The 21280-nt window shown below is 36.0% G+C and carries 22 protein-coding genes and 3 pseudogenes; 15 read left to right on the top strand and 10 right to left on the bottom strand.

The genetic code is table 11. The features are described from left to right. Window position 1: 1 nt before the first annotated feature. Both tatB and OZD67_RS04610 read left to right on the top strand, forming a co-directional pair. Window positions 2-298, top strand: a complete 297-nt coding sequence (tatB, locus tag OZD67_RS04615) for a Sec-independent protein translocase subunit TatB (protein ID WP_182183153.1) — start codon at window positions 2-4, stop codon at window positions 296-298. Beyond that, a complete protein-coding gene (locus OZD67_RS04610; RefSeq protein WP_182183152.1) occupies window positions 270-1652 on the top strand; it encodes a PleD family two-component system response regulator in 1383 nt (460 codons plus the stop codon). Before tatB ends, OZD67_RS04610 begins: the two co-directional genes overlap by 29 nt. A 144-nt stretch (window positions 1653-1796) precedes the next feature. Here OZD67_RS04610 and recO read toward each other — a convergent pair whose 3' ends face one another. Further along, window positions 1797-2519: a DNA repair protein RecO gene (recO, locus tag OZD67_RS04605; RefSeq protein WP_182183150.1), complete on the bottom strand. Its 723-nt coding sequence runs from the start codon at window positions 2517-2519 to the stop codon at window positions 1797-1799. Between the two features lie 31 nt (window positions 2520-2550). Continuing rightward, window positions 2551-3303, bottom strand: a pseudogene (locus OZD67_RS04600) (PDDEXK nuclease domain-containing protein); the annotation flags it as partial. 171 nt (window positions 3304-3474) lie between these two features. On the opposite strand from OZD67_RS04600, the gene OZD67_RS04595 reads away from it, so the two are divergent. After that, window positions 3475-4101 carry a hypothetical protein gene (locus OZD67_RS04595; protein ID WP_182183148.1) on the top strand — a complete coding sequence of 209 codons (627 nt, stop codon included), beginning with the start codon at window positions 3475-3477 and terminating at the stop codon, window positions 4099-4101. 231 nt (window positions 4102-4332) lie between these two features. Here the strand turns inward: OZD67_RS04595 and OZD67_RS04590 are convergent, their stop codons facing one another. Beyond that, window positions 4333-4671 carry an outer membrane protein assembly factor BamE gene (locus OZD67_RS04590; RefSeq protein ID WP_182183145.1) on the bottom strand — a complete coding sequence of 113 codons (339 nt, stop codon included), beginning with the start codon at window positions 4669-4671 and terminating at the stop codon, window positions 4333-4335. A gap of 130 nt (window positions 4672-4801) precedes the next feature. Between OZD67_RS04590 and OZD67_RS04585 the strand changes: the two genes are divergently transcribed. The 3 genes from OZD67_RS04585 (at window position 4802) to tsaB (ending at window position 7789) form a co-directional block, all read left to right on the top strand. Then, the gene (locus OZD67_RS04585) at window positions 4802-5791 is read left to right on the top strand and encodes a ribonucleotide-diphosphate reductase subunit beta (protein ID WP_182183143.1); all 990 of its coding nucleotides are present in this window, start codon (window positions 4802-4804) and stop codon (window positions 5789-5791) included. A 265-nt stretch (window positions 5792-6056) separates the two neighbouring features. Further along, window positions 6057-7187, top strand: coding sequence for a cation:dicarboxylate symporter family transporter (locus OZD67_RS04580; protein WP_182184189.1), 1131 nt, complete (start codon window positions 6057-6059; stop codon window positions 7185-7187). Further along, entirely contained in the window at window positions 7187-7789 is a 603-nt protein-coding gene (gene tsaB / locus OZD67_RS04575) for a tRNA (adenosine(37)-N6)-threonylcarbamoyltransferase complex dimerization subunit type 1 TsaB (RefSeq protein WP_182183142.1), read from the top strand. Before OZD67_RS04580 ends, tsaB begins: the two co-directional genes overlap by 1 nt. Window position 7790: 1 nt before the next feature. Here the strand turns inward: tsaB and OZD67_RS04570 are convergent, their stop codons facing one another. After that, on the bottom strand, window positions 7791-8408 hold the full coding sequence (locus tag OZD67_RS04570; protein WP_375138150.1) for an AAA family ATPase: 618 nt from the start codon (window positions 8406-8408) through the stop codon (window positions 7791-7793). A gap of 279 nt (window positions 8409-8687) precedes the next feature. On the opposite strand from OZD67_RS04570, the gene OZD67_RS04565 reads away from it, so the two are divergent. After that, window positions 8688-9398: a class II aldolase/adducin family protein gene (locus tag OZD67_RS04565; protein ID WP_182183140.1), complete on the top strand. Its 711-nt coding sequence runs from the start codon at window positions 8688-8690 to the stop codon at window positions 9396-9398. Window positions 9399-9529: 131 nt separating this feature from the next. Then, the gene (locus OZD67_RS04560) at window positions 9530-10708 is read left to right on the top strand and encodes a ribonuclease D (protein ID WP_182183138.1); all 1179 of its coding nucleotides are present in this window, start codon (window positions 9530-9532) and stop codon (window positions 10706-10708) included. A gap of 155 nt (window positions 10709-10863) precedes the next feature. On the opposite strand, the gene coaE is transcribed toward OZD67_RS04560, so the two are convergent. Continuing rightward, complete coding sequence (gene coaE, locus OZD67_RS04555) at window positions 10864-11451, bottom strand: dephospho-CoA kinase (protein ID WP_182183137.1); 588 nt, start codon at window positions 11449-11451, stop codon at window positions 10864-10866. Window positions 11452-11617: 166 nt separating this feature from the next. On the opposite strand from coaE, the gene OZD67_RS04550 reads away from it, so the two are divergent. Both OZD67_RS04550 and OZD67_RS04545 read left to right on the top strand, forming a co-directional pair. Continuing rightward, a complete protein-coding gene (locus OZD67_RS04550; protein WP_182183135.1) occupies window positions 11618-13021 on the top strand; it encodes an NAD(P)H-dependent flavin oxidoreductase in 1404 nt (467 codons plus the stop codon). 80 nt (window positions 13022-13101) lie between these two features. Beyond that, on the top strand, window positions 13102-13923 hold the full coding sequence (locus OZD67_RS04545) for a hypothetical protein (protein ID WP_259346628.1): 822 nt from the start codon (window positions 13102-13104) through the stop codon (window positions 13921-13923). A 507-nt stretch (window positions 13924-14430) separates the two neighbouring features. On the opposite strand, the gene dxr is transcribed toward OZD67_RS04545, so the two are convergent. The 4 genes from dxr to OZD67_RS04525 all read right to left on the bottom strand — a co-directional run bounded on the left by dxr (window position 14431) and on the right by OZD67_RS04525 (window position 17797). Then, entirely contained in the window at window positions 14431-15603 is a 1173-nt protein-coding gene (gene dxr, locus OZD67_RS04540; protein ID WP_182183133.1) for a 1-deoxy-D-xylulose-5-phosphate reductoisomerase, read from the bottom strand. Window positions 15604-15676: 73 nt separating this feature from the next. After that, window positions 15677-16174: a hypothetical protein gene (locus tag OZD67_RS04535; protein ID WP_182183132.1), complete on the bottom strand. Its 498-nt coding sequence runs from the start codon at window positions 16172-16174 to the stop codon at window positions 15677-15679. A 143-nt stretch (window positions 16175-16317) separates the two neighbouring features. Further along, window positions 16318-17022: an ABC transporter ATP-binding protein gene (locus tag OZD67_RS04530; RefSeq protein ID WP_182183130.1), complete on the bottom strand. Its 705-nt coding sequence runs from the start codon at window positions 17020-17022 to the stop codon at window positions 16318-16320. Continuing rightward, window positions 17015-17797: an MlaE family ABC transporter permease gene (locus OZD67_RS04525; protein WP_182183128.1), complete on the bottom strand. Its 783-nt coding sequence runs from the start codon at window positions 17795-17797 to the stop codon at window positions 17015-17017. Before OZD67_RS04525 ends, OZD67_RS04530 begins: the two co-directional genes overlap by 8 nt. A gap of 252 nt (window positions 17798-18049) precedes the next feature. Between OZD67_RS04525 and OZD67_RS06470 the strand changes: the two genes are divergently transcribed. The 4 genes from OZD67_RS06470 to OZD67_RS04505 all read left to right on the top strand — a co-directional run bounded on the left by OZD67_RS06470 (window position 18050) and on the right by OZD67_RS04505 (window position 20664). After that, a complete protein-coding gene (locus OZD67_RS06470) occupies window positions 18050-18238 on the top strand; it encodes a hypothetical protein (RefSeq protein ID WP_259346626.1) in 189 nt (62 codons plus the stop codon). Between the two features lie 246 nt (window positions 18239-18484). Further along, on the top strand, window positions 18485-18667 hold the full coding sequence (rpmF, locus tag OZD67_RS04515; protein WP_182183126.1) for a 50S ribosomal protein L32: 183 nt from the start codon (window positions 18485-18487) through the stop codon (window positions 18665-18667). Between the two features lie 10 nt (window positions 18668-18677). Continuing rightward, window positions 18678-19715, top strand: a complete 1038-nt coding sequence (gene plsX / locus OZD67_RS04510; protein WP_182184185.1) for a phosphate acyltransferase PlsX — start codon at window positions 18678-18680, stop codon at window positions 19713-19715. Next, window positions 19708-20664 carry a beta-ketoacyl-ACP synthase III gene (locus OZD67_RS04505; protein ID WP_182183124.1) on the top strand — a complete coding sequence of 319 codons (957 nt, stop codon included), beginning with the start codon at window positions 19708-19710 and terminating at the stop codon, window positions 20662-20664. The genes plsX and OZD67_RS04505 overlap by 8 nt, the downstream gene beginning before the upstream one ends. A gap of 78 nt (window positions 20665-20742) precedes the next feature. On the opposite strand, the pseudogene OZD67_RS06465 reads toward OZD67_RS04505, so the two are convergent. Next, window positions 20743-20836, bottom strand: a pseudogene (locus tag OZD67_RS06465) (WPE palindromic element domain-containing protein); the annotation flags it as partial. A 356-nt stretch (window positions 20837-21192) separates the two neighbouring features. On the opposite strand from OZD67_RS06465, the pseudogene OZD67_RS06625 reads away from it, so the two are divergent. Next, window positions 21193-21280: pseudogene (locus OZD67_RS06625) on the top strand (WPE palindromic element domain-containing protein); the annotation flags it as partial.

The raw sequence follows: 21280 nt of genomic DNA, 5'->3' as shown, positions 1-21280 counted from the left end.
AATGTTTAATATAGGTCTTTCAGAAATTTTGGTCGTTGCTTTAGTGAGCATAATTGTTCTTGATAGAAATAAGGTGCCTGTATTTATTGATCTTATTAGGAATACATATAAGTATCTTATGATTATAAAATCAAAAGCTAGGAGATTATTGAAAGACGCAGGAATTGAAGACTTATACAAAGAGTGTAATACTGAGAAAGTAAATTACATAGTTGGTAAAAATGGTAAGCTTTATCCTACTTACGATATAGATAATACATCCAAAGATAATGACAGCAAAGATCCTAGTAGTAGATGATGTACTATGTAATGTTAAGCTTTTAGAAGCTCGACTAAAAGCAGAGTACTATACGGTTATCGTGGCCTATGATTGTGAGGAAGCCATGGATTTAGTAGCAAAACAGCAGCCCGATATTATATTACTCGATATTATGATGCCAAAAATGAATGGCTTTGAAGTTTGTAAGGAGCTAAAGAATGATCCCTTGACAACCCATATTCCAATAATTATGGTAACTGCGCTGCATGACGCTCATGATAGAGTACAGGGCATTAATGCTGGTGCAGATGATTTTCTGACTAAACCAATAGACGAAACTGCTTTATCTGCAAGGATCAAGTCTCTCACGCGCTTAAAAATGATTATAGATGAATTGCGTTTAGGAAGAGAAACCAACGCTGAGATTGGCGGAGTAGCAGGAAACAGTATTATGGATTATTCTAATCAGATTTTTGATGCTAACATACTTGTTGTAGATGAAGATGTCTTTCAAGCAGAGCAGATATATAATGTACTAAAGCACCGCTTTAGGTCAATTAAAATACTGAGTGATCCAGTGGAGGCATTAAAGGTTGGTATTAAGAATAATTACGACCTGATCATTTCTGATATGCAGTTTTCAAAAACTGACGGCCTGCGTTTGTGTTCTGAGTTTCGTAGTAAAGTAGAAACACGCTATACACCAATTCTGATTCTTTCTGAGGATTATGATAAAAACAATTTAGTAAAAGCACTTGATGTAGGTGCTAATGATTATTTAACAGTACCTTTGGATGAGGGTGAGTTAATAGCAAGGGTTAATTCGCAAGTAAAACGCAAAAGATATCAAGATGCCTTGAGAATGAATTTATTTAATAATGCGGAAATGTCTATAAAGGACCCATTAACTAACTGTTATAATAGAAGATATTTTGATGCACACTTAAGAAACATTGTTAAGGACTCTGTGGAAAAGGATAGAAGGTTGTCTCTTATGATACTTGATATAGACTATTTTAAGATGGTGAATGACAGTTTTGGGCATAGTGCTGGAGATGAACTTTTAAAGCAAGTACAGAAAAGAATTTCTGAAAATATCGGAGTGACAGATTTACTGGCTAGGTTTGGTGGTGAGGAGTTTGTTGTTGTAATGCCAGATACCAATGTATCAGATGCGTATACTATTGCGGAGAGAATACGAAAAATTATTGCTAAAGAACCTTTTATACTTGCGGACAAAAATACAACCCATAACATAACTGTGAGCATTGGAATTGCAGAAATGCAAGGATCTGACCTTGACGATATTAAAAAATTTATAGTACGTGCTGACAAATATTTATATAAGGCAAAAAACAGTGGTAGAAATAGAGTGGTTACTGGCTATAGCTAAAGTGGCTTAAGTTTACCGACAACCGTCATTCCGCTACTCGTTAGCGGAATCTATGCTGAGATACCGCGAATGAATCGCGGTATGGCGTGTTGCTTGGGTTAGCTATAGATTTCTGAAATGATTTCAAAAAGATGATAACTAAGGTTAAAGCAACAACATGAGGTTTCTCAGCTCTGGAAATTTCATGTTTAACTGCAAAAATAGATACTTATTTAAAAAATATCCTGTGACTTTCAGTCCTAACTGAAATTCTTGAAATGAGTAGCTGTTTTGTAGGTTATTATTGTATACATCATGCAACATTTGTGGAAAAGGTAGGAGTTTATCTGCATAATAATCTCCTGCTTTTTTTGACACTGCTCTACCAGTTTTTGGAGAAATAAATTGTAAATTTTCCTTAACACCTGTTACAGCACATTTGGATAAGTCTAACTTGAATCCCAATTGCGTAAGAAGCAGAAGCTCTAAGTTAAGATAATGGCTTTGCCAAGACTGATTGTTGTGTTTAATTACATCGATGAAATATCGAAAATTGTCATACAGTACGGCACAGGGTTCACTTTCTGGAAGCACTTTTTCTAAAATAGAGGAGAAAGAGACAATAGTAATGCTTTTTAACCTATCTTGAAAGAAATGATGGAATGGAGATTCAATTAATTCGCACTTTAAAAAACCTAGATTTTCAGGTAACTTAGCACTCCATTCTGCATGTAATAGATTACTTATCTGAAACTTATAATTGCTATTGTTTGTTAGCTTAATTAATCCCCTGCGCTTTCCATGATTTTTTGTAAACAGAGAAAGAATTAAGTTTTTATCGCCGTATTTTTTAGCAGCTATAATGATGCCTTCATCTTTCCATCTCATTTAGAGTATATTGACCGTATGATATTATAGTATCTTTCAACTCAATCACTATAAAGCAACGTAATTTTAAATGGTAGAATAATAAATCAATATAAAAGTCTTCATCTCCAACATCTAAATGAAATTGTCTGCCAACAAAAGCAAATCCTTCACCGAGTTCTAACAGAAATTTTTCCATATGTCCTACGAGTCCTTTTTCTACTTCTCTTTCATGAGCATCCTTACCTATACTTAAAAAATCAAAAATATATGGATCCTTAAGAGTTTGATTTGCTAGATCTGATGTTGGATAAGGCAGTTTTTCTTTAAAATTTGTAATTGCTTTACCTTGCCGTTTATGAAGGCCAAGTTCTATTTGATGTATCATTATAGCGCGTGACCAACCATACTCTGAAGCATTTCTTATATAAAATAGCTTTGCTTCGTGATCTTTTACTCGCTCCATTAAAACGACATGATGATACCATGGTAATATTCCAGCAACTTGCTGGAGAAATTCAGGATTAGGATAAATCTCCGCAAAACGCCTCATATTATGCAAGTTAGCAATACCAAATCCTTTCATTTCCGGGAATTCAGCCTTTAAGTCTCTACTTAACTGCTCAATTACTTTAGCTCCCCAACCCTGACTCTTTTGTTTTTCTAGAATCCGCGTTCCAATATAATGATAAAGCAGTAGCAGTTCTTTATTTACTGTTCTTGCTGCCTTATAACGGCTTGTTGCAATACGATCTTTCAACTGCTCTAAAAATTCTGTATATTCTTTTGCTATAATTTTTGTCATACGGTTCCTTTAATCCATTATACAATTCCTTTGTCTGTTGAGAAGACAATCTTTTGCTTGCCTGCAACTTTGAAGGGATTCCTTATTTACTTCAAACTCGTCCATCAACTAAAATATATTGACTTTATGTGCAATATTAGCTTTAAACCAGTAAAACAAGCTGCTTAACATATGCGTTTTTTCTATTCTAATTACATTCTTTTTTTATCTTTATGTTGTTTTCTGCTTTTTTCGTTACCTTCAACAAAAGCCCAAACGAATGATACGTCAGTTGTTCCTATACCACAAAGGAAAAAAGAAACAGTTGAGCACACTGTTGTAGCACAACCGAGGCAAATTATCGAAATGCAAGAAGAAGTCATTATTAACGAGGGTAAAGAATTCATTCCAGTTCCAAGAAGAAAAAAAAGTGTAGGGAAGAAATTAAGAAGGGATGTTAGAGAGGCAAAAAATGAAATAGGAAACGAAAAAAGCGTTGAGAATGAAAAGGATGAATTAGTTGTAACAGAAATTATTAACTCTATAAGAGACAAACTTACAAAATGCTGGAGCATTCCTGAAAGCATAGCTTACAAAGAAAATTTTAATATAAAAATTAACTTATTATTATCCAGTCAAGGCGAGATAATTATGGCCGATGTAGCAGACAGTGATTCCTATCGAAATAATCCACTTTTCAGGTCGATAGCAGATAACGCAATGCGTGCAGTATATAAATGTAGCCCATTGACTGGCTTGCCTACTCAGCACCACCACATTTGGCGTGAAGTAACACTAGACTTTATTCTAAATGGGTAAAATCTTACAATAGACCTCTTATATTACCTTCTGTCATCCAAGTAGTCAGGCTACTTGGATGACAGAAGTAGACACTTCACATTATCATTCCAGCGCTCCTTTCTTGTCATACCAGTGCGTGACACTGGCATCCAGAAAAAAAATAGATCCCAGTGTCTGGGCACTGGGATGACGTAATACGGTTCTTGGATGACAAAGAAGGGCGGGAAAAACTCTGTAGTCAGCAGATTTTCAATCAAGAACAGCCAAAGATCTCTCTAAGATGTCAGTTTCTTTTGTATCTGCAACTTTACCGTTCTGATCGAACGAAATTTGCAGAGACTTACTGCTATACTTCCTTTTTCCTAAGAAGTTAGCTTGTTTAATTTTATATGAGACATAGTACCAAACATTGTCATCGAACTTTGATACTAATGTTGGTGATCCTAAAGTGTGAACCACTTTTTCTTTATCGTCACCTGCTTCTATCTTGCTCCACAATTCAACACTAATGCCAGGAGCTCCGTGGTTGTGAATAGTGTGTGTGCAGCTCACTGTAAATAATAAAATAAAAGATATTAATACTCGCATTTCTGTTGATAAATTACTTGAAGCTATAATACACTAATAAATTACCTACCGTCAAATTTCAAAAAGTTAAATTGACTGATTCTCAATATCATTTAATATAATATTTACTTTAGAAAATAACAGGTGTCTTATGTCATTGTTAGAAGCAGATCCAATATACAAACCTTTTAATTACCCTTGGGCGTATGATGCGTGGCTGCAGCAACAAAGAATCCATTGGATACCTGAGGAAGTTCCGCTTGCTGATGACGTGAAGGATTGGAAAACTAAACTTTCAAACGTAGAGAAAAATCTACTAACTCAGATTTTTAGATTCTTTACTCAAGCGGACATTGAAGTAAATAACTGCTACATGAGACATTATTCAAATATATTTAAGCCAACAGAAATATGCATGATGCTTGCAAGTTTTTCCAATATGGAAACCATACACATTGCAGCTTATTCTTATCTTTTAGACACAATTGGCATGCCAGAAAGCGAGTATCAAGCATTTTTAAAGTATGATGCTATGAGAAAGAAATATGAATACATGCTAGAATTTGAGGAAAGCAAAAAACACGATAAAAAACATGTAGCTAAAACTCTAGCAGTGTTTGGTGCATTTACTGAGGGGTTGCAGTTATTCGCATCGTTTGCAATTTTGCTCAATTTCCAACGCTTTGGAAAAATGAAAGGCATGGGGCAGATAATCGCCTGGTCAGCTCGTGATGAAACTTTGCACACCAATTCAATTATTATGTTATTTAATACATTTATTAAAGAGAATAATGAAATTTGGGACAACGAGTTTAAAGAGGAATTATATTCTGCATGCCGCACTATTGTTGAGCTTGAGGACGAATTCATAAAGCTTGCCTTTGATTTAGGAGATGTTGAAGGACTATCCGCAGAAGAAGTGCGTAATTACATACGCTACGTAGCAAACAGACGGTTAATGCAATTAGGTCTTGAGTCTATATATGATGTCAATAATAATCCTATTCCATGGCTCGATGAAATACTAAATGGCGTTGAACATACGAATTTCTTTGAAAATAGAGTAACAGAGTATAGTCGTGCAGCAACTCAAGGCACATGGGAGGAGGCTTTTACTGAAAACGACACGAGTAATAGGTGAGTGCTAATTTCACTCTTCCTTGTCATGCAAGTAGCTGACACTGGAATCAGTTTTTTGATCGAGAATGTTGTATAGTGCATAATCAATTTTCCTGGATCGAAGTAGTCAAGGCACTGGGGTCTGATAGACAATATTCGTGCAGTATGCACTAGAGTAACAAAAGCAGCTGGTTTTTCATAGTGTTCCACAGCAGTTTAGACAGTTTTGCTTTACTTAACAACTAACTTACCATATATATGTCCACAGGACATTGGTATATAAGAACGTGCTACAACTATTAATCTTACTCACGGTCATCACTTCAGTTGCATTCTTTGGTCATTTAGTTCCAATGGAAGCAAAAACCTTCTTGTACTCAACGAGCCTGAGTATAAAAGAGGTTTTGCTATTTATAATGCCTTTTATTATTTTTGCGTTAATCTTTAGCAGTGTTAACAATCTTAAGCAGTCAGCTATAAAGTTCATATTGTTACTTATTATAATGATCTTCTTATCGAATCTGGCTTCAAGTTTAATAGCTTATTCTGTTGGGCATTTTATCATACAAAACACTTATTCAATACAAGATATAACGTATGAAGAAACAATTGTTCCTTTATGGTCGTTTAGGCTTCCGCTACTCCTTTCTAACTTTCATGCTCTCGCTTGTGGATTTGTGTCCAGCATAGTAGTGTCTATACTGCTACCTAAGAAAAGCAAAGAGCTTTCGAACAAAATGTTAGATTTAACTCTCTTTATCTTGAAGACATTTTTGACGCCGATTATTCCAATATTTGTACTTGGGCTTGCTTTAAAAATGCAGCATGATCAAGTTTTATCTATAATATTTAAGGATTACTCAATAATTTTCATTATTATAGCATCTGCAACCTACCTTTATGTTTTCCTCTTATATGGAGCAGCAAATTCATTCAAGATCACAAGCTGGATAGCTAGTATAGGCAATATGATACCGGCATTTATTACTGCGATGAGCACAATGTCTAGTAATGCAACTATGCCACTTACTCTTGAAGGAAGCAAAAAAAATGTAAAGCAACCTGATATAGCATCGTCTGTTGTACCAATAACTGCTAGCTTTCATTTAGTAGGTGATTGCTTTTTTGTTATAATATTATCAATGGTAATTACTTCTGGTTATTTATTGTCCACAACGGACTATGTAACTTTTCTTCTCTATTTTTTGTTATTTAAGTTTGCTATCGTTGCAGTGCCGGCAGGAGGAATTATGGTAATGCTACCTATTCTTGAGAAATACCTCAAATTTTCTCCAGAAATGCTTTCGTTAATCACAGCCTTGTATATAGTGTTTGATCCAATAATCACTTCAGCAAATGTTATGGGTAATGGTGCCTTTACTATGATGTTTACAAAACTCTATGATAAGCTTAAGTAATGTCTATTTTAGCAATTGATACTGTAGGTACTGGTAGTTCAATAGCAATAGTTGATTATGATGGTAATTGTTTTGTAGAGCGCAATTCCGCCAGCAACAATCATGTAGAATCATTTTTTCAAATTCTGAATACTTTATTTGATAAGCACAATTATAATTATGATAAAATAGATCATTTAGCGGTGGTAGTTGGACCAGGAAGTTTCACTGGAATTAGAGTTGGTATATCAGCAGCACAAGGTATAAATCTTGCTACAAATAAGCCATTATACGGAGTTAGTGCGCTGGAAGTTCAAGCTTACACAATATCTTTGCTTTGTACGAATAGCAAAAAAAATATCAGAGCTATAATCAAAAATGCTCAAGGGTTTTATACGCAGTTATTTGATTTCAATTTATTGCCGCTATCTGGTCCAACTGCAGCACGTGACCCTGGATCCAAGTGTCACGCTACAAGCAGTGACTGCATTACACATATGGATTGCAATTTAAATGCTAGCCATGCAGGACTATTAGTTCATTATAGACTGAAGAACAAGCAAAAATTAAATGAGGTTGAGGCTCTATATTTAAATGAGCCTCAGTATATGAAATCATTATAGACTATTCTTTCGCGTACATGCTAATTTGGCTAAGCTTGTGCATCTGGTTTACTATCTCTTGAGCTACTTCTTTTATACTCATATCTGAATTTTCTATCTCTATGGCACTCGGTGGTATAAATAAATTGTTAATCCTAAATTGCTCTATCATGCTATTTACATTAGTCACCTTCCTATTTTTTCTTTGCCTTTTTAATGCAATACGCTTTTGTAATGTCGGTAGATCACACCTAAGTACCACAGGAAGGATTTCTGTGTTCATTTTTTTACTAAGTCTTACTGTTGAATCATACATCCTCATGTTCTGGTCATTATTTTCCATCAACTCATCAATAAATATGTAATTTTTTGAGTGAATCGGATAATTTTCTATTGCCTGAAACATAATTTGCATAATGCCATATATTCTATCTTGAACTTCTTTAGGTATTTGATCACGTTCAAAGACACCATTGTATATAGAGCAAACTTGAACATTGTTATAGAACTTACTATTTACAATTAATGCGTCTATCATATTGGATAATTCTATTGCTGTGGAAAGTTTACCACTTCCCGGAAGACCAGAGAGATATATGAAGAATCCTACTGGCTGTTTTTTTGTGTTAATACTTACCATATTATTTTCAATCTTGAACTTACATTTATAATAACATAAAAATAAAGCTTTAAAACATATGAAACATTACATGGAAAATTACTTTTATAGTTAAGATATTATGCAATTTAGAAACATAAATTCTGTATATAAACTCTATAATAACGATAACTGTTTTTAAGCAAGCTACAACACAAAAGTGTTTGATATTCAGAAAGCAAGACAGAGTAGCATAGACTTATTAGTTTACTATAAGCCTTTTTTCGTGTATAAATCTTCAGAAGATTCTAACAGAGGATTGTGTTGTTAACAAAGAGCAGAGTAAAAAGGGATCTAGTCTATGCCTATCAGATTTTGTCTTACCTTAAACTGGATGATCATACATATACTCACCTCTCGGTACGTTCTGAAGATCAAAAGTCGTTTTATATTTACCCATTTGGTATACGCTTTGACGAAGTGAATGAAAATTCATTGATGAGAGTATCACTAGATGGAAATGTGATTGAGGGTACAGAATATCAATATAATAAAACTGGCTATATAATTCATGGTTTTGTTTATCAAGCAAGGAAAGACATTCAAGCAATTTTTCACCTGCATACACCTTCTATTGTAGCAGTTTCTTCTCTAAAAGATGGACTACTTCCAATAAGTCAATGGGCACTGCACTTTTACAATAAAATCTCTTACTATAATTATAATTCCCTAGCACTTAGCAATACAGAAGGAAAGAGGTTAATAGCTGATCTGAAAGAAAATTTTGTCATGTTAATGCGCAATCATGGATCTATAACGTGTGGTCGGACTATACAAGAAGCAATGTTTTACACGTATCATTTAGAACGAGCGTGCAAAACTCAATGTTTAACGTTAGCAATGAATAGGGAGTTATCAATTCCAAGTGAAGAAATTTGCTCAAAAGCTGTAAAGGATCTCCTATCTTTTGAAAGCAATTTTGGTGAGAGGGATTGGCACGCATGGGTTAGACTAATTAAAAGTAAGTTGTAAGAGGCTTTTGCACTACTATCTGTCATCCAAGTAGGGAGTCCTATGCGTCAAGTTAAGAGGTTGTGAGCAAATTTAGAGAGGTTAAAGTGTGACCTTACCCAGAAAAAGTAGAACCGCCAAGTGAAAAATATATGCTAATTAGTACAACATCAGAGCTGGAAAATACGTGTGAAGAATTAATAGCAAAAAAGCCGAAATTTATAGCAGTTGATACGGAGTTCATTAGAAATAATTTAACCTACTACCCAAAATTATCGTTAATTCAAATTTCTTACGGAGAGAAGAGTTTTATTGTAGACGCATTAGTGCCAGAAATTGATTTATCATTCATTAAAAAAATAATGCTAAATCAGGGGATAACCAAAGTGTTTCATAGCTGCCGGCAGGATATAGAATCCTTACTCACTGTGTTTAAATGTATTCCCACTCCCATTTTTGATACCCAAGTTGCCGCTATGTTTTGTCATTATTATCATGACTTTATTGGTTACTCAAAAGTAGTAGAGCAATATCAAGGAGTAGTGCTGGATAAAATTAAAGCTAAAAATTCAGATTGGTTAAGGCGTCCGTTGTCCAAGGATCAGTTAGACTATGCAATAAACGACGTGGTACACCTATATTACTTATACCAAATATTGTGCAATAAACTTGAAGAAAATAATAGAATGGGCTGGTTTCAAGAAGAGATGGAATCAATAGTTAATATAAATAAGTATTTACATAGTCCAAAAGATGCATGGAAGAGAATTAAATTTAATTATGAAGCAAATCCAAGATTGGTATTAACTGTTAAAGCAGTTAGTGAATGGCAAGAGACCTTAGCACAGCGCTATAATATGAATCGTAATAAAGTAATTAATAATGCTGTCATAGCTGGTTTTATTGAAAAAAATGTAGAGCATGTTGATGAGATTTTAGATGATCTCAAGAGGAATGCAAAAAATATAAAAGATGCAGATTTACTAGAGTTTGTAAATATTTTTAATGAAAATGAAAAAAATTGGATGCAGCAAAACAGCATCTTACCGAATAATTATGACAAATCTATATTCGATATACTCTCAACTATTTTAGATAGTAAATGTAAAGAAAGTAATATATCAAGGAAATTAGTTTCTTCAAAAGATGAATTAACCGGGTCAATATCTGGGCAGATAGATAAACTATTCAAGGGGTGGAGATACGATTTTTTTGGCAGGTCAATCGAATTATTTCTGAACACAAGCTCAAAATTTGAGATTTTAGCAGTGAAATCCGCAAATAATACAACTAAAATTCGGAGTAATTTGGTGGAGAATAACTGTTGCTAAAGTAACTTAGATTTATCGACAATCGTCATTTCGCTGCTTGTTAGCAGGATCTAGAGATACCGCGGCGGTATGGCGGTTCGCGGCAGTATGAAGATAACCTCGTCATCCCGCTGCTTGTTAGCGGCCAAGAGATACTACGGTGGTATGAAGTAGAGCTACGTGTTGAGGTTTAATGAATCCACTATATCTTTTACTTGAGAAAAAACATACTCTTTGCTTACACTGGTGTCGATAATAAAGCCACTCATCTTCCTTTTCTCCTCAATAGATAACTGAACATTGAAGATTAAATTTAGCTTTTCTTTATCTATGTTGCGTTCGTTAAGTCTTTGAGCTTGCACAACGCTATCTGCATAGATAAAAATAATAAGGTCACAGTATGAATGAAATTTTGTTTCTAATAGAAGTGGCACATCTAAAACTAAAAGCTTTCTATCGATCTTTTTTTCCTTGGCAATAAAAAATTCTAATTCACGCAGCACAGCAGAGTGAACCAAAGATTGAAATTGTTTCCAATTTTCATCGTAGGCTAAGAAATATTTAGACAGTACTGTTCTACCTATTTCACCATTTACTACCACTCCAGGAAAATTTTTTTCTGCATAACTTATTATGCTTTTATCCACTTTATAAAGTTGGTGTACAACAGAATCAGCATCAAACACAGCAGCACCAAACTCTTGAAAGCAATTAGCTACAAAGCTCTTTCCTACCCCAATTCCGCCCGTTAGACCTATGATCATATAGCAAAATACATTAGACTTCTTTCGAAACTATATTACAGTAGCTGCTGTGTCTACTCAAAACCCAAATTTGGCTATGCAGAGGCTCTGATGATATAAGAAAAAATAAACAGCTATTATTTTTTTAGTAATTAAGTAAAATAGAGTGAAAGATTGCGAGGAAGTTTTGAAAAATAAGATAAAAAAGATAGTAATTTCAGGAAAGGAAGTGTGGCCAATCATCGAGGGCGGCAAAGGCATCGCAATCAGTGATGGAAGGTCAAGTGGAGCATTTGCTGCAGCAGATGCTGTGGGTACGTTTTCTGGTGCAAATGCTAAGCTTATTGATGATAATGGTGAGTTAGTGCCGCTGATTTACAAAGGTAAAACAAGAAATGAAAAACACAGTGAATTGATTGAGTATAGTATTAAAGCTGGAATCAGTCAGGCAAAAATAGCGAATGAAATATCAAAAGGTCATGGAAGAATACATATGAATGTGCTTTGGGAGATGGGAGCAGCAGAACGCGTGCTTCATGGCATATTAGAAAAAGCAAAAGGCTTAGTTCATGGTATTACCTGCGGTGCTGGTATGCCTTATAGGCTTGGAGAAATTGCAGCTAAATATCAGGTTTATTATTACCCTATTGTCTCATCGGTGCGTGCTTTTAAAGCATTATGGAAGCGTACTTACCAAAGAATATCTTCCTATTTGCTTGGTGGAGTAGTGTATGAAGATCCATGGCTTGCTGGAGGGCACAATGGACTCAGTAACAGTGAAGACCCAGAGCTACCACAAGCTCCATTTGAAAGAGTTGCAGAGCTTAGATCTTTCATGAACGAGATCGGTCTTTCAGAAACACCAATTGTTATGGCAGGAGGAGTGTGGCATTTGAAAGATTGGGAACATTGGCTTAACAATTCGCAAATTGGCCCTATAGCTTTTCAGTTTGGCACTCGTCCACTTTTGACGAAAGAAAGCCCAATTTCTGCAGAGTGGAAAAAGAAGCTACTCACTTTAGAAGAAGGTGATGTATTTTTAAATAAATTCAGTCCAACAGGGTTTTACTCATCTGCAGTAAAAAATAACTTCATACGTGAGTTACAGGAGAGAAACTTACGTCAAATAAAATTTTCAGAAAATGCCAGCAAAGAATTCAGTAGTGAATTTGCAATGGGTAGCAGAGGTAGGAAGATCTACCTTACTTCAAAAGACAAAGAGCTGGCAAATACATGGACTAAAGCAGGGTATACAGAAGCAATGAAAACTCCAGATACAACTGTTATTTTTGTGACACCAGGCAAATTTGCAGAGATAAGACAAGATCAAATCAATTGTATGGGATGCTTAAGTCATTGTTTGTTTAGCAATTGGAAGGATCACGGCGACCATTCAACGGGACGAAAGCCAGATCCACGAAGTTTTTGTATACAAAAAACACTGCAAAACATTATACATGACGGCGATATTGAAAACGAACTCATGTTTTCCGGTCACAATGTGTACAAATTTAAGCAAGACCCATTTTATGAGAATGGCTATGTACCGACAATAAAAGAACTGGTGGAAAGGATATTGATTGGGTATTAAGTTATGGTTGATTTGACAAGAAGACGTTACTTTGTTATAATAAGTATTTATTAATTTAGTCTTAACTTAAGAGAGTATTTATGGTAGCAAGTGATAGTGTTTTAAAAAGGTATGCGTTAGCCTATATAAAGAAATCAGGTGGTAACAGTGATGTTAAAGAGTTTTTACAATTTCGTAATATGCAAAACACCACAAATTGGAGTGAGGAGAATTTTAAAAATGCGTATGAAGAATTTACACGTCTAAACTCAACTAATAGACACAATACAGAAAGCAGAAATAATCAATATAACGCAGGGAATAACGCAACCTACAGGCCTCAGGTTACACACGTACATGTACACAATGGTAGAGGTTTAGATTTTTGGGATTATTTACTACTTCGCAGCCTGTTTGGTGGTCATACTACAGTTATAAATAACCCTGGTTTCAGTAGTGGTAGCCATCAAAGCAGAGAAGATAAGAAAAAAGACTCAGAAGACAGTAGAAAGCTATTAGCTTTAGGTATGGTAGCTGCAGTTGTGTGTGTTGCTTTCCATGCTGGTATGTGTTTTTGGTATAACAGCAGCAGAAAAGCGGCTAGAAAAGAAGAAAAAATAGATTATCTCGATAATAAACTTAAAACATTCAGAAATATAGAATTTGCGGTTGGCGCTATTTCTTTAGCAGCTTTGATAGCTTGCGTGTTTTACCCAGTCTTACCAACGTGGGGTTTAGCTGTCCTTGGCGTCAACTCTCTTGTATGTTTTACTGGTGGTGTGGCTTTTCATATGAAACATGGGAAAGAGTCAGATAATATTGAGAAGGCTAAAGAAGCGGTAAGAAGCTATCTTGGACAAGGGCGTGGTTGTGGAGATTATGACACCACCTCCTTACTCTCCAACTGCTCCTTCTTATCATGACATCGAACCTAGTGGGACGTTTTCTCATTCTAATGCGGGACAACATTCTGGAGATCATGGATATAGCTGTACGAACATTCATTTTTGAAGACAGCAAATGGTGTCATTCCAGTGCTTGACACTGGAATCCAGTTTTCCATATAATCTCATCGAAAACGTTGTGTTTTAACAACCACTTTCTATGCTAGTTTGCTTGCTTACAAGCAAACTTTTCTGGATCCCAGTGTCTGGCCACTGGGATGACAGGCTAGCCTGACAACCGTCATCCTGCTGCTTGTTAGCGGGATCTAGAGATACCATGACGGTATGGCGAGGGAGAACAGTCAATGGCGTCAACTTAAGAACCTTCATTAGCAAACTCTCCTAAAGACATGATGGCGTTTAGGCTTATCTACCTTATTGCGGCTATTTAATACATAAGCTTTACTGATATCTTCCAAAGTCTCGATCAAAAAGCTCTGTTTCTCCGTTGGCTAATGTCAGCACTATAAGTCCGGTTACATTACTCTAGCTATACGCAACAACTTTACTTTCAACGATTTTATTGGCAATAATACGACTTTCACAATCAATATTTATTATATCAGATAGTGAATTAATATCAGTGTAACTATCAAAACTTTCCATTGTTGATTCCACTATCTCTACTATTTTTAAAAAGCCAATTCGTGACTTCAAAAATTCATTAACAGCTATTTCATTTGCAGCATTGAGCACAATACTGTTTGTTTGTGGAGCAGAAGAGTTTAACACTGCCATGCTAAGCTTTAGCGCAGGAAAACGCTTATGGTCTGGTTCTTGAAAGGTCAACTTTCCTTGCTTTGTTAAATCTAATTTACGATTTAAAGCTGATCTTTCTGGCCAAGACAAAGCATATGAAATAAGAATTGCCATGTCATTTTCTGCAAGCACAGCAAAGTTGAAACCATCCTGATAGACTACAATTCCATGTACTATTGACTCAGGATGCACTACTGCTTCAATTTTACTCGGACTGATATTAAACAAGTTATGTGCTTCTATTATCTCTAGTGCCTTATTCATCATTGTTGCACTATCAATCGAGATTTTCTTTCCCATATTCCAAGTGGGGTGACTAAGCGCCTGATCTACCATGACATTTCTTAATTGCTCAGAACTATAGTTTAAGAATGGTCCACCAGAAGCAGTAAGTATGATTTTTTCTACGCATTTGTCGTCATTTTGCAAAACTTGAAAAATTGCGTTGTGTTCAGAGTCGATAGGGATTATTTGTACGTTTTTTTCTTTAGCTTTTTTGAGTAATAACTTTCCACCGCAAACAATGCTTTCTTTGTTCGCTAGTGCAATGACTTTAGTGCCACTTTCTATGACTGCTATAACTGGCCCAAGGCCTGCAATACCAACTATTGCAATAACTGAGAGATCAACGGGTAGGGAAGCAACATTTACTAGACCTTCAGCACCAATTGCTATTTTTACATCCGTACCAACTAGGTTTTCTCTTAAATCTTTGTAAAACCTTTCATCGGAGATAGCAACGTATTTTGCATTCAGCAGTTTTGCTTGGTGTGCCAGTAGAGCAAAGTCTGAATGGGCACTTAGTGCTTCCACTTGGTATTCTTCTTTTCTCTTTGAGAGCAAATCTACAGTCTTTTTTCCAACACTTCCTGTTGATCCTAAAACTGAAACCTTTTTCACTAAGACAAACTCACAACAATAGCAACTTTTCTTATTAGGTCTTCTCGCATACTATTCAGCAGTTTTTAAGCGTTTAACCAAGTTCAGGTCCGTGGTCATCGCCAACAGATGGTGAAGGACCAGGTGAAAAAGATTGACCATGGTGATCACCTGCATCATGCATGTCTTGCAAACCATCAGCATTATGAGCCATTTCATTATTGGTATGAGGGTAATCATCTGAGTGAGGTCCCTCATCACCATGAGCCATATCCATTCCTTCTGATGGCATATCTTCCCCACCTCCACCTGAAAAATGTTCTGCAAGGCTTTCAAGAAATTTTATGCCAAACATATTACCTGATTTTCCAAACAGTGTTACTAAACTACTGCCACTTACCAAACCTTCAAACACGTTACTATAAGCAGCAATCGCCCCTTCATGAAAGTTGAACAACCATTTCATTCCATCCACGACTGTTGAAACAGAGTCACTATGACCAAGACCAAAACCACTTTTCTCACCAGCGGCTTCTTGGTGTTGCTGCTGCGCTTGCCATTCTGCAATATTTGGCCCCTGAGCTTCACTCATAAATTTTTATTCTCAACCTTAAGCTATTATTTTATCACAAATATTGCAAAATATCAATAGGGCTTTTGAATATAGCTAATACAAACAATTTCTGTCATCTTATATAGGACCCAGTTTGAAAAAAATCCGAATTCCAATGTCTGCTACCTTATATAACGAATGAATTTCTTTATATATTCGTTATTAGTATTTTGTATTTCCTGAACAGTTCCATGGGAAATGATCTCCCCTTCATATAACACTGCTATTTTATCAGCTATTTTAAATGCGCTATGAATATCATGTGTAATCGTGATAATTGTAGGGTTAAGATCTCTAGATAATTTTACTATTATCTCGTTTACTATATCTGACATAATCGGGTCCAATCCTGAAGTTGGCTCATCTAATATGATGATTTCTGGATTGTGTGCAATCGCCCTTGCAAGTGCTACTCTTTTTTTCATTCCACCTGATAGCTCTATTGGAAACATATCTGCTATGCTTTCCTCCAGTCCAACATCATTTAACTTCTCGATTGCTAGCTGTTTTGCCTCCTTTTTGCTGATATTAAAGCGCTTTTTATAATTAAAAGATATATTTTCCCACACTGTAACGTAGTCAAATAAAGCGGAATTTTGAAATAAAACACCAAATTTATTTTTGCTTTTACTATTTATTTTAACAGACCCTGAGTCTGGAACAAGCAAGCCGATAATTGTTTTTGTTAGTACAGATTTGCCGCTTCCTGAGCCGCCAAGTATGACTAATGATTCCCCTTTTAATATATCGAAACTTAGATCTTTTAGTACTGTCCTATCATCAAAAGATAAGCTTAAGTTCAATATTGATATTATGGGGTTACGCATGTATCAAAGTAATCATGTAGTTTGCTAAAATGATCAGTATGGACGATAAGACAACAGTTGATGTTGTAGCAACACCTACTCCTCGTGCACCTTCTTTGCAATGGTAACCGTAATAGCAACTTGAGACAGAAATTATGGCGCCAAAAGCAATTGCTTTTATTAGCCCAACAATAAAATCGTACATATTAAAGAATTGAGCTGTGTATTTAATGTATATATTTAGATTGTGGTTAAATTCGAAGACTGCAGTGACATACCCTCCAAATATTCCTATTAGATCTGCACATATTGTAAGTATAGGGAATACTATAACTGATGCCAAAACTCTTGGTGCAATTAAATATTTGAAAGGGTTGATGTTCAAAGTTGTAAGGGCATCTATTTGCTCGGTGATGCGCATTGTACCAATTTCTGCCGCAATTGATGATCCAACCTTTCCTACCATTATTAAGCTGATCAAAACTGGTCCTAACTCTTTAATGATAGTGATCGTAACAAGTTTGGGTATTATCTGCTCTTGGTTAATTAATGAGTCACTCAAGCTGCTTTGTAAAACTATTGCCGCTCCTATGAAAACTCCAGTGAGCCCAACAATTGGCAGAGAGAAAAAGCCTATCTCTATAATTTGTCTTGCTACGTTGCTAAAATAATATGGCGGCACAAAGCAGTGGTATAGAGATTGAATAAAAAATATGAATGCACTACCAAGCCTTAACAAAAAATTGATAAAGTACCTACCAATTATTCTAACACTATTTATATCAAAAAAGCTCACTTTGTATTCGTTTTAGCTAGAGTTACTGATTTTATTAAAATTTTTATTAACTTTATCGCAAAGTATAGCTGAGATATGTTTTAAGTTCAATAGCTAACGTAACTTTACCTTATACCGCACACAACTATACGAACGTTTATCTTTCTAAAAGCAATTTGCATAGCAAATGATGTCATTCCAGCGCGTGACGCTGGAATCTAGCCTTTTCATAATCATCAAAACGGTGTATTTTAACATAAAACGGCTACTTTTATGCTTACCAACTTAAGCTGGATCCCAGTGTCAAGCACTGGGATGACATCCTCTCTAGTGGAGATTGCTCTCAAATCACAATGTTCGTACAGCTCTGCAAACACAAAGGCAGTACTTAACACTGGTTCACTCTATAATGGTGTCATTCCAGTGCTTGACACTGGAATCCAGTCTTTATTATTTGGTTGAAATTAAGTTTTCTGGATTCAAGTAGTCAAGCTACTCGGATGACACCATTGTGCTTGAGGTAAAATTGACTCCAGAGTTTAATGGACTGCCTGCAAAAGCAAATGTTTGTATAAATTGCAAGCTTCGCAAGAAGGATTTATAACTTAAATTATATAAACAGACCTTACTTATTTTATTATCCCTGTTTACTTCTTGTAAAAAACATGTTACTAATGAATTGAATTTTGTAGTAGAATGGAGGAAGTTTTGGCAGTTCCAAAAAGAAAAAAGTCAAAGTCAAGGCGTAATATGCATCGTTCTCATCATGCTATTGAGCCCAAGAATATTGTGGTATGTTCAGCAACTGGGGAATTCATGTTGCCTCACAATGTAGCAGTCGATGGCAGTTACAAAGGAAAACGAGTTTTCATTAAGCAACAGGCAGAATGACTATTATGGTATGTTACCTACGGTCAATAATCACATAGTGATTGCACTTGACGCTATGGGGGGCGATTTTGCGCCTCTTTCCGTAATTCAGGGTGCTGGTTTTTTTTTGGATAATCTTGTTGACCCAGACATTAAAGTTCTTTTTCATATTTATGGAGATAAGGAAAAAGTATCTCCTTTGCTTTTGAAATATAAAAAAGTAAGTAACAATTCTGAGTTTACTCATTGTTCTGACAATGTCCTTGCAAATGATAAGCCATCTTTTGCGCTGAGACATCGTAAAGACTCAAGTATGAAAGCTGCAATTGTTGCAGTGGAAGAAGGTAAAGCTTTCGGAGTGGTATCTTCAGGCAACACCGGGGCGTTGATGGCAATTTCTAGATTTATTTTAGGAACATTACCAAATATTTATCGTCCTGCTATTGTCTCTATCTGTCCAACTAAGACAAAAAGCTTTGCTTTGCTTGACCTTGGTGCAAATGTCGATTGTAATGCCGATTCGTTATTCCAGTTTGCATTAATGGGAAGTATATTTGCAAAAGTAGCGCTAAAAATTGACAATCCTGAGGTTGCTTTGCTAAATATCGGTACAGAAGAAGTTAAAGGTAATGACTCAGTGCGCGGCGCTTTTGAGTTGCTTAAAAACGCTCCAGGCATTAATTTCAAAGGGTATATAGAGGCAAGTGAATTTTTAGAGGGCAATATAGATGTGATTGTTGCTGATGGTTTTGTTGGCAATGTAATGCTCAAAACAGCTGAGGCAACCGCTAATACTTTTATCAATCTAATAAAGCAGGAAGTATTCAACTCGTGGATAGCGAAAATGCTTATTGGTATATTGTTAAAATCTAAACTAAATAAAGCATTAACGCGTTTTAATCCCAAAATTAAAAGTGGAGCTATGTTTTTGGGGCTGAATGGTATCATCATTAAAAGTCATGGAAATTCTGATGCTATTTCTTTTGCTCATGCTATAAAATTTGCAGTAAATGCAATTAGTGAAAATTTAAATCAAAAGATAATTAATGGGGTAAGTCATATTGAATAAAAGTTTCATATTAAGCACTGGATCTTACCTACCAAGAAAAATGTTGAGTAACAACGAAATTGCATCGATAGTTGAGACGAGCGATGAATGGATAAGGCAGAGGACAGGAATAGTTCAAAGGCATATAGCAGATGAAGGAGAATTAACGTCAGATCTAGCTGTAAATGCAGCAAAAAGTGCTATAGAAAAAGCTAAAATTTCAGTAGATGAAATTGACTTGATTATAGTTGCAACAACAACGTCTGATAAAACTTTGCCTAGCTGTGCAACGATTGTACAAAGTAAGTTAAAATGTAAAAATGCATTTGCTTTTGATGTACAAGCAGTATGCTCTGGTTTTATATATGCAGTTACAGTTGCTGATTCGCTTATAAAATCTAACGATAGAATTAAATATGCATTGGTTATAGGTGCTGAAATAATGTCTAGGGTTGTTGACTGGGAAGATAGGTCAACTTGTGTACTCTTTGGTGATGGTGCTGGTGCAGTGGTGATGAAATCAGAAATTGGTAGAAGTGGCATCATATCAACAAACTTATACTCTGATGGCAACGTAGATGTACTATGTACGAACGGAGGGGTATCCTCTACTGGTGATTCTGGAAAAATATGCATGAATGGAAGAGAAGTGTTTAAACATGCAGTGGATAAGTTAACAGCCTCAGTAGAGGAAACACTAAGATGCAATAATTTGAAAATCACTGATATTGACTGGCTAATTCCCCATCAAGCAAATATTCGTATTATTGAAGCAGTAGTAAAGAAGTTAGATCTCCCTATAGAGAAAGTGATTAATACCGTTGATAAGCATGCAAACACCTCAGCAGCGTCAATTCCACTAGCTTTAGACTATGCAATACAAGAATCAAAAATAAAATCAGGAAATCTGGTACTGCTGATTGCAATAGGTGCAGGTCTCACATGGGGTTCCGTGTTGCTGCGCTATTAGATTCCTTGCATTACCTCCTGTTACCCACAACTGTACGAACGTTGTAGTTTGGGCCACAAGTGGGCAGTGCCCCTATGATGTCATTCCAGTGCTTGACACTGGAATCCAGTCTTTATTATGCAGCCCACTTATTTAAAGTTAGGTTTTCTGGATCCCAGTGTCTGGGCACTGGGATGACACCTGTAGCCCTACGTCATACCGCCGCGGCGCTAACAAGAGATCCCGCTGCGGGATGACGAATTGCTTAACCGTCATTCCGCCGTGAACCGTCATACCGCGATTCATTCGCGGTATCTCAGCCGCTAACAAGAAATCCCGCTAGCACGTAGCGGGATGACAGCAATCCTACGTCATACCGTCACGGCGCTAACACATAGCGGAATGACGAATTACTTAACCGTCATTCCGCCGTGAACCGTCATACCGCGATTCATTCGCGGTATCTCAGCCGCTAACAAGAGATCCCGCTAACAAGTAGCGGGATGACGGTTGTCATGGTGTCATCCCAGTGCCTATTTCTTTGTCATCCCAGTGCTCAGACACTGGGATCCAGAAGACGTAATTTCAACCAAGTGGCTGCATAATAAAGGCTGGATTCCAGTGCCAAGCACTGGAA

Origin of the sequence: Wolbachia endosymbiont of Drosophila nikananu, assembly GCF_028981865.1 — a bacterium.
In the GTDB taxonomy this organism is placed as follows: domain Bacteria; phylum Pseudomonadota; class Alphaproteobacteria; order Rickettsiales; family Anaplasmataceae; genus Wolbachia; species Wolbachia pipientis_B.
This window is presented reverse-complemented; position numbering and strand designations above follow the sequence as displayed.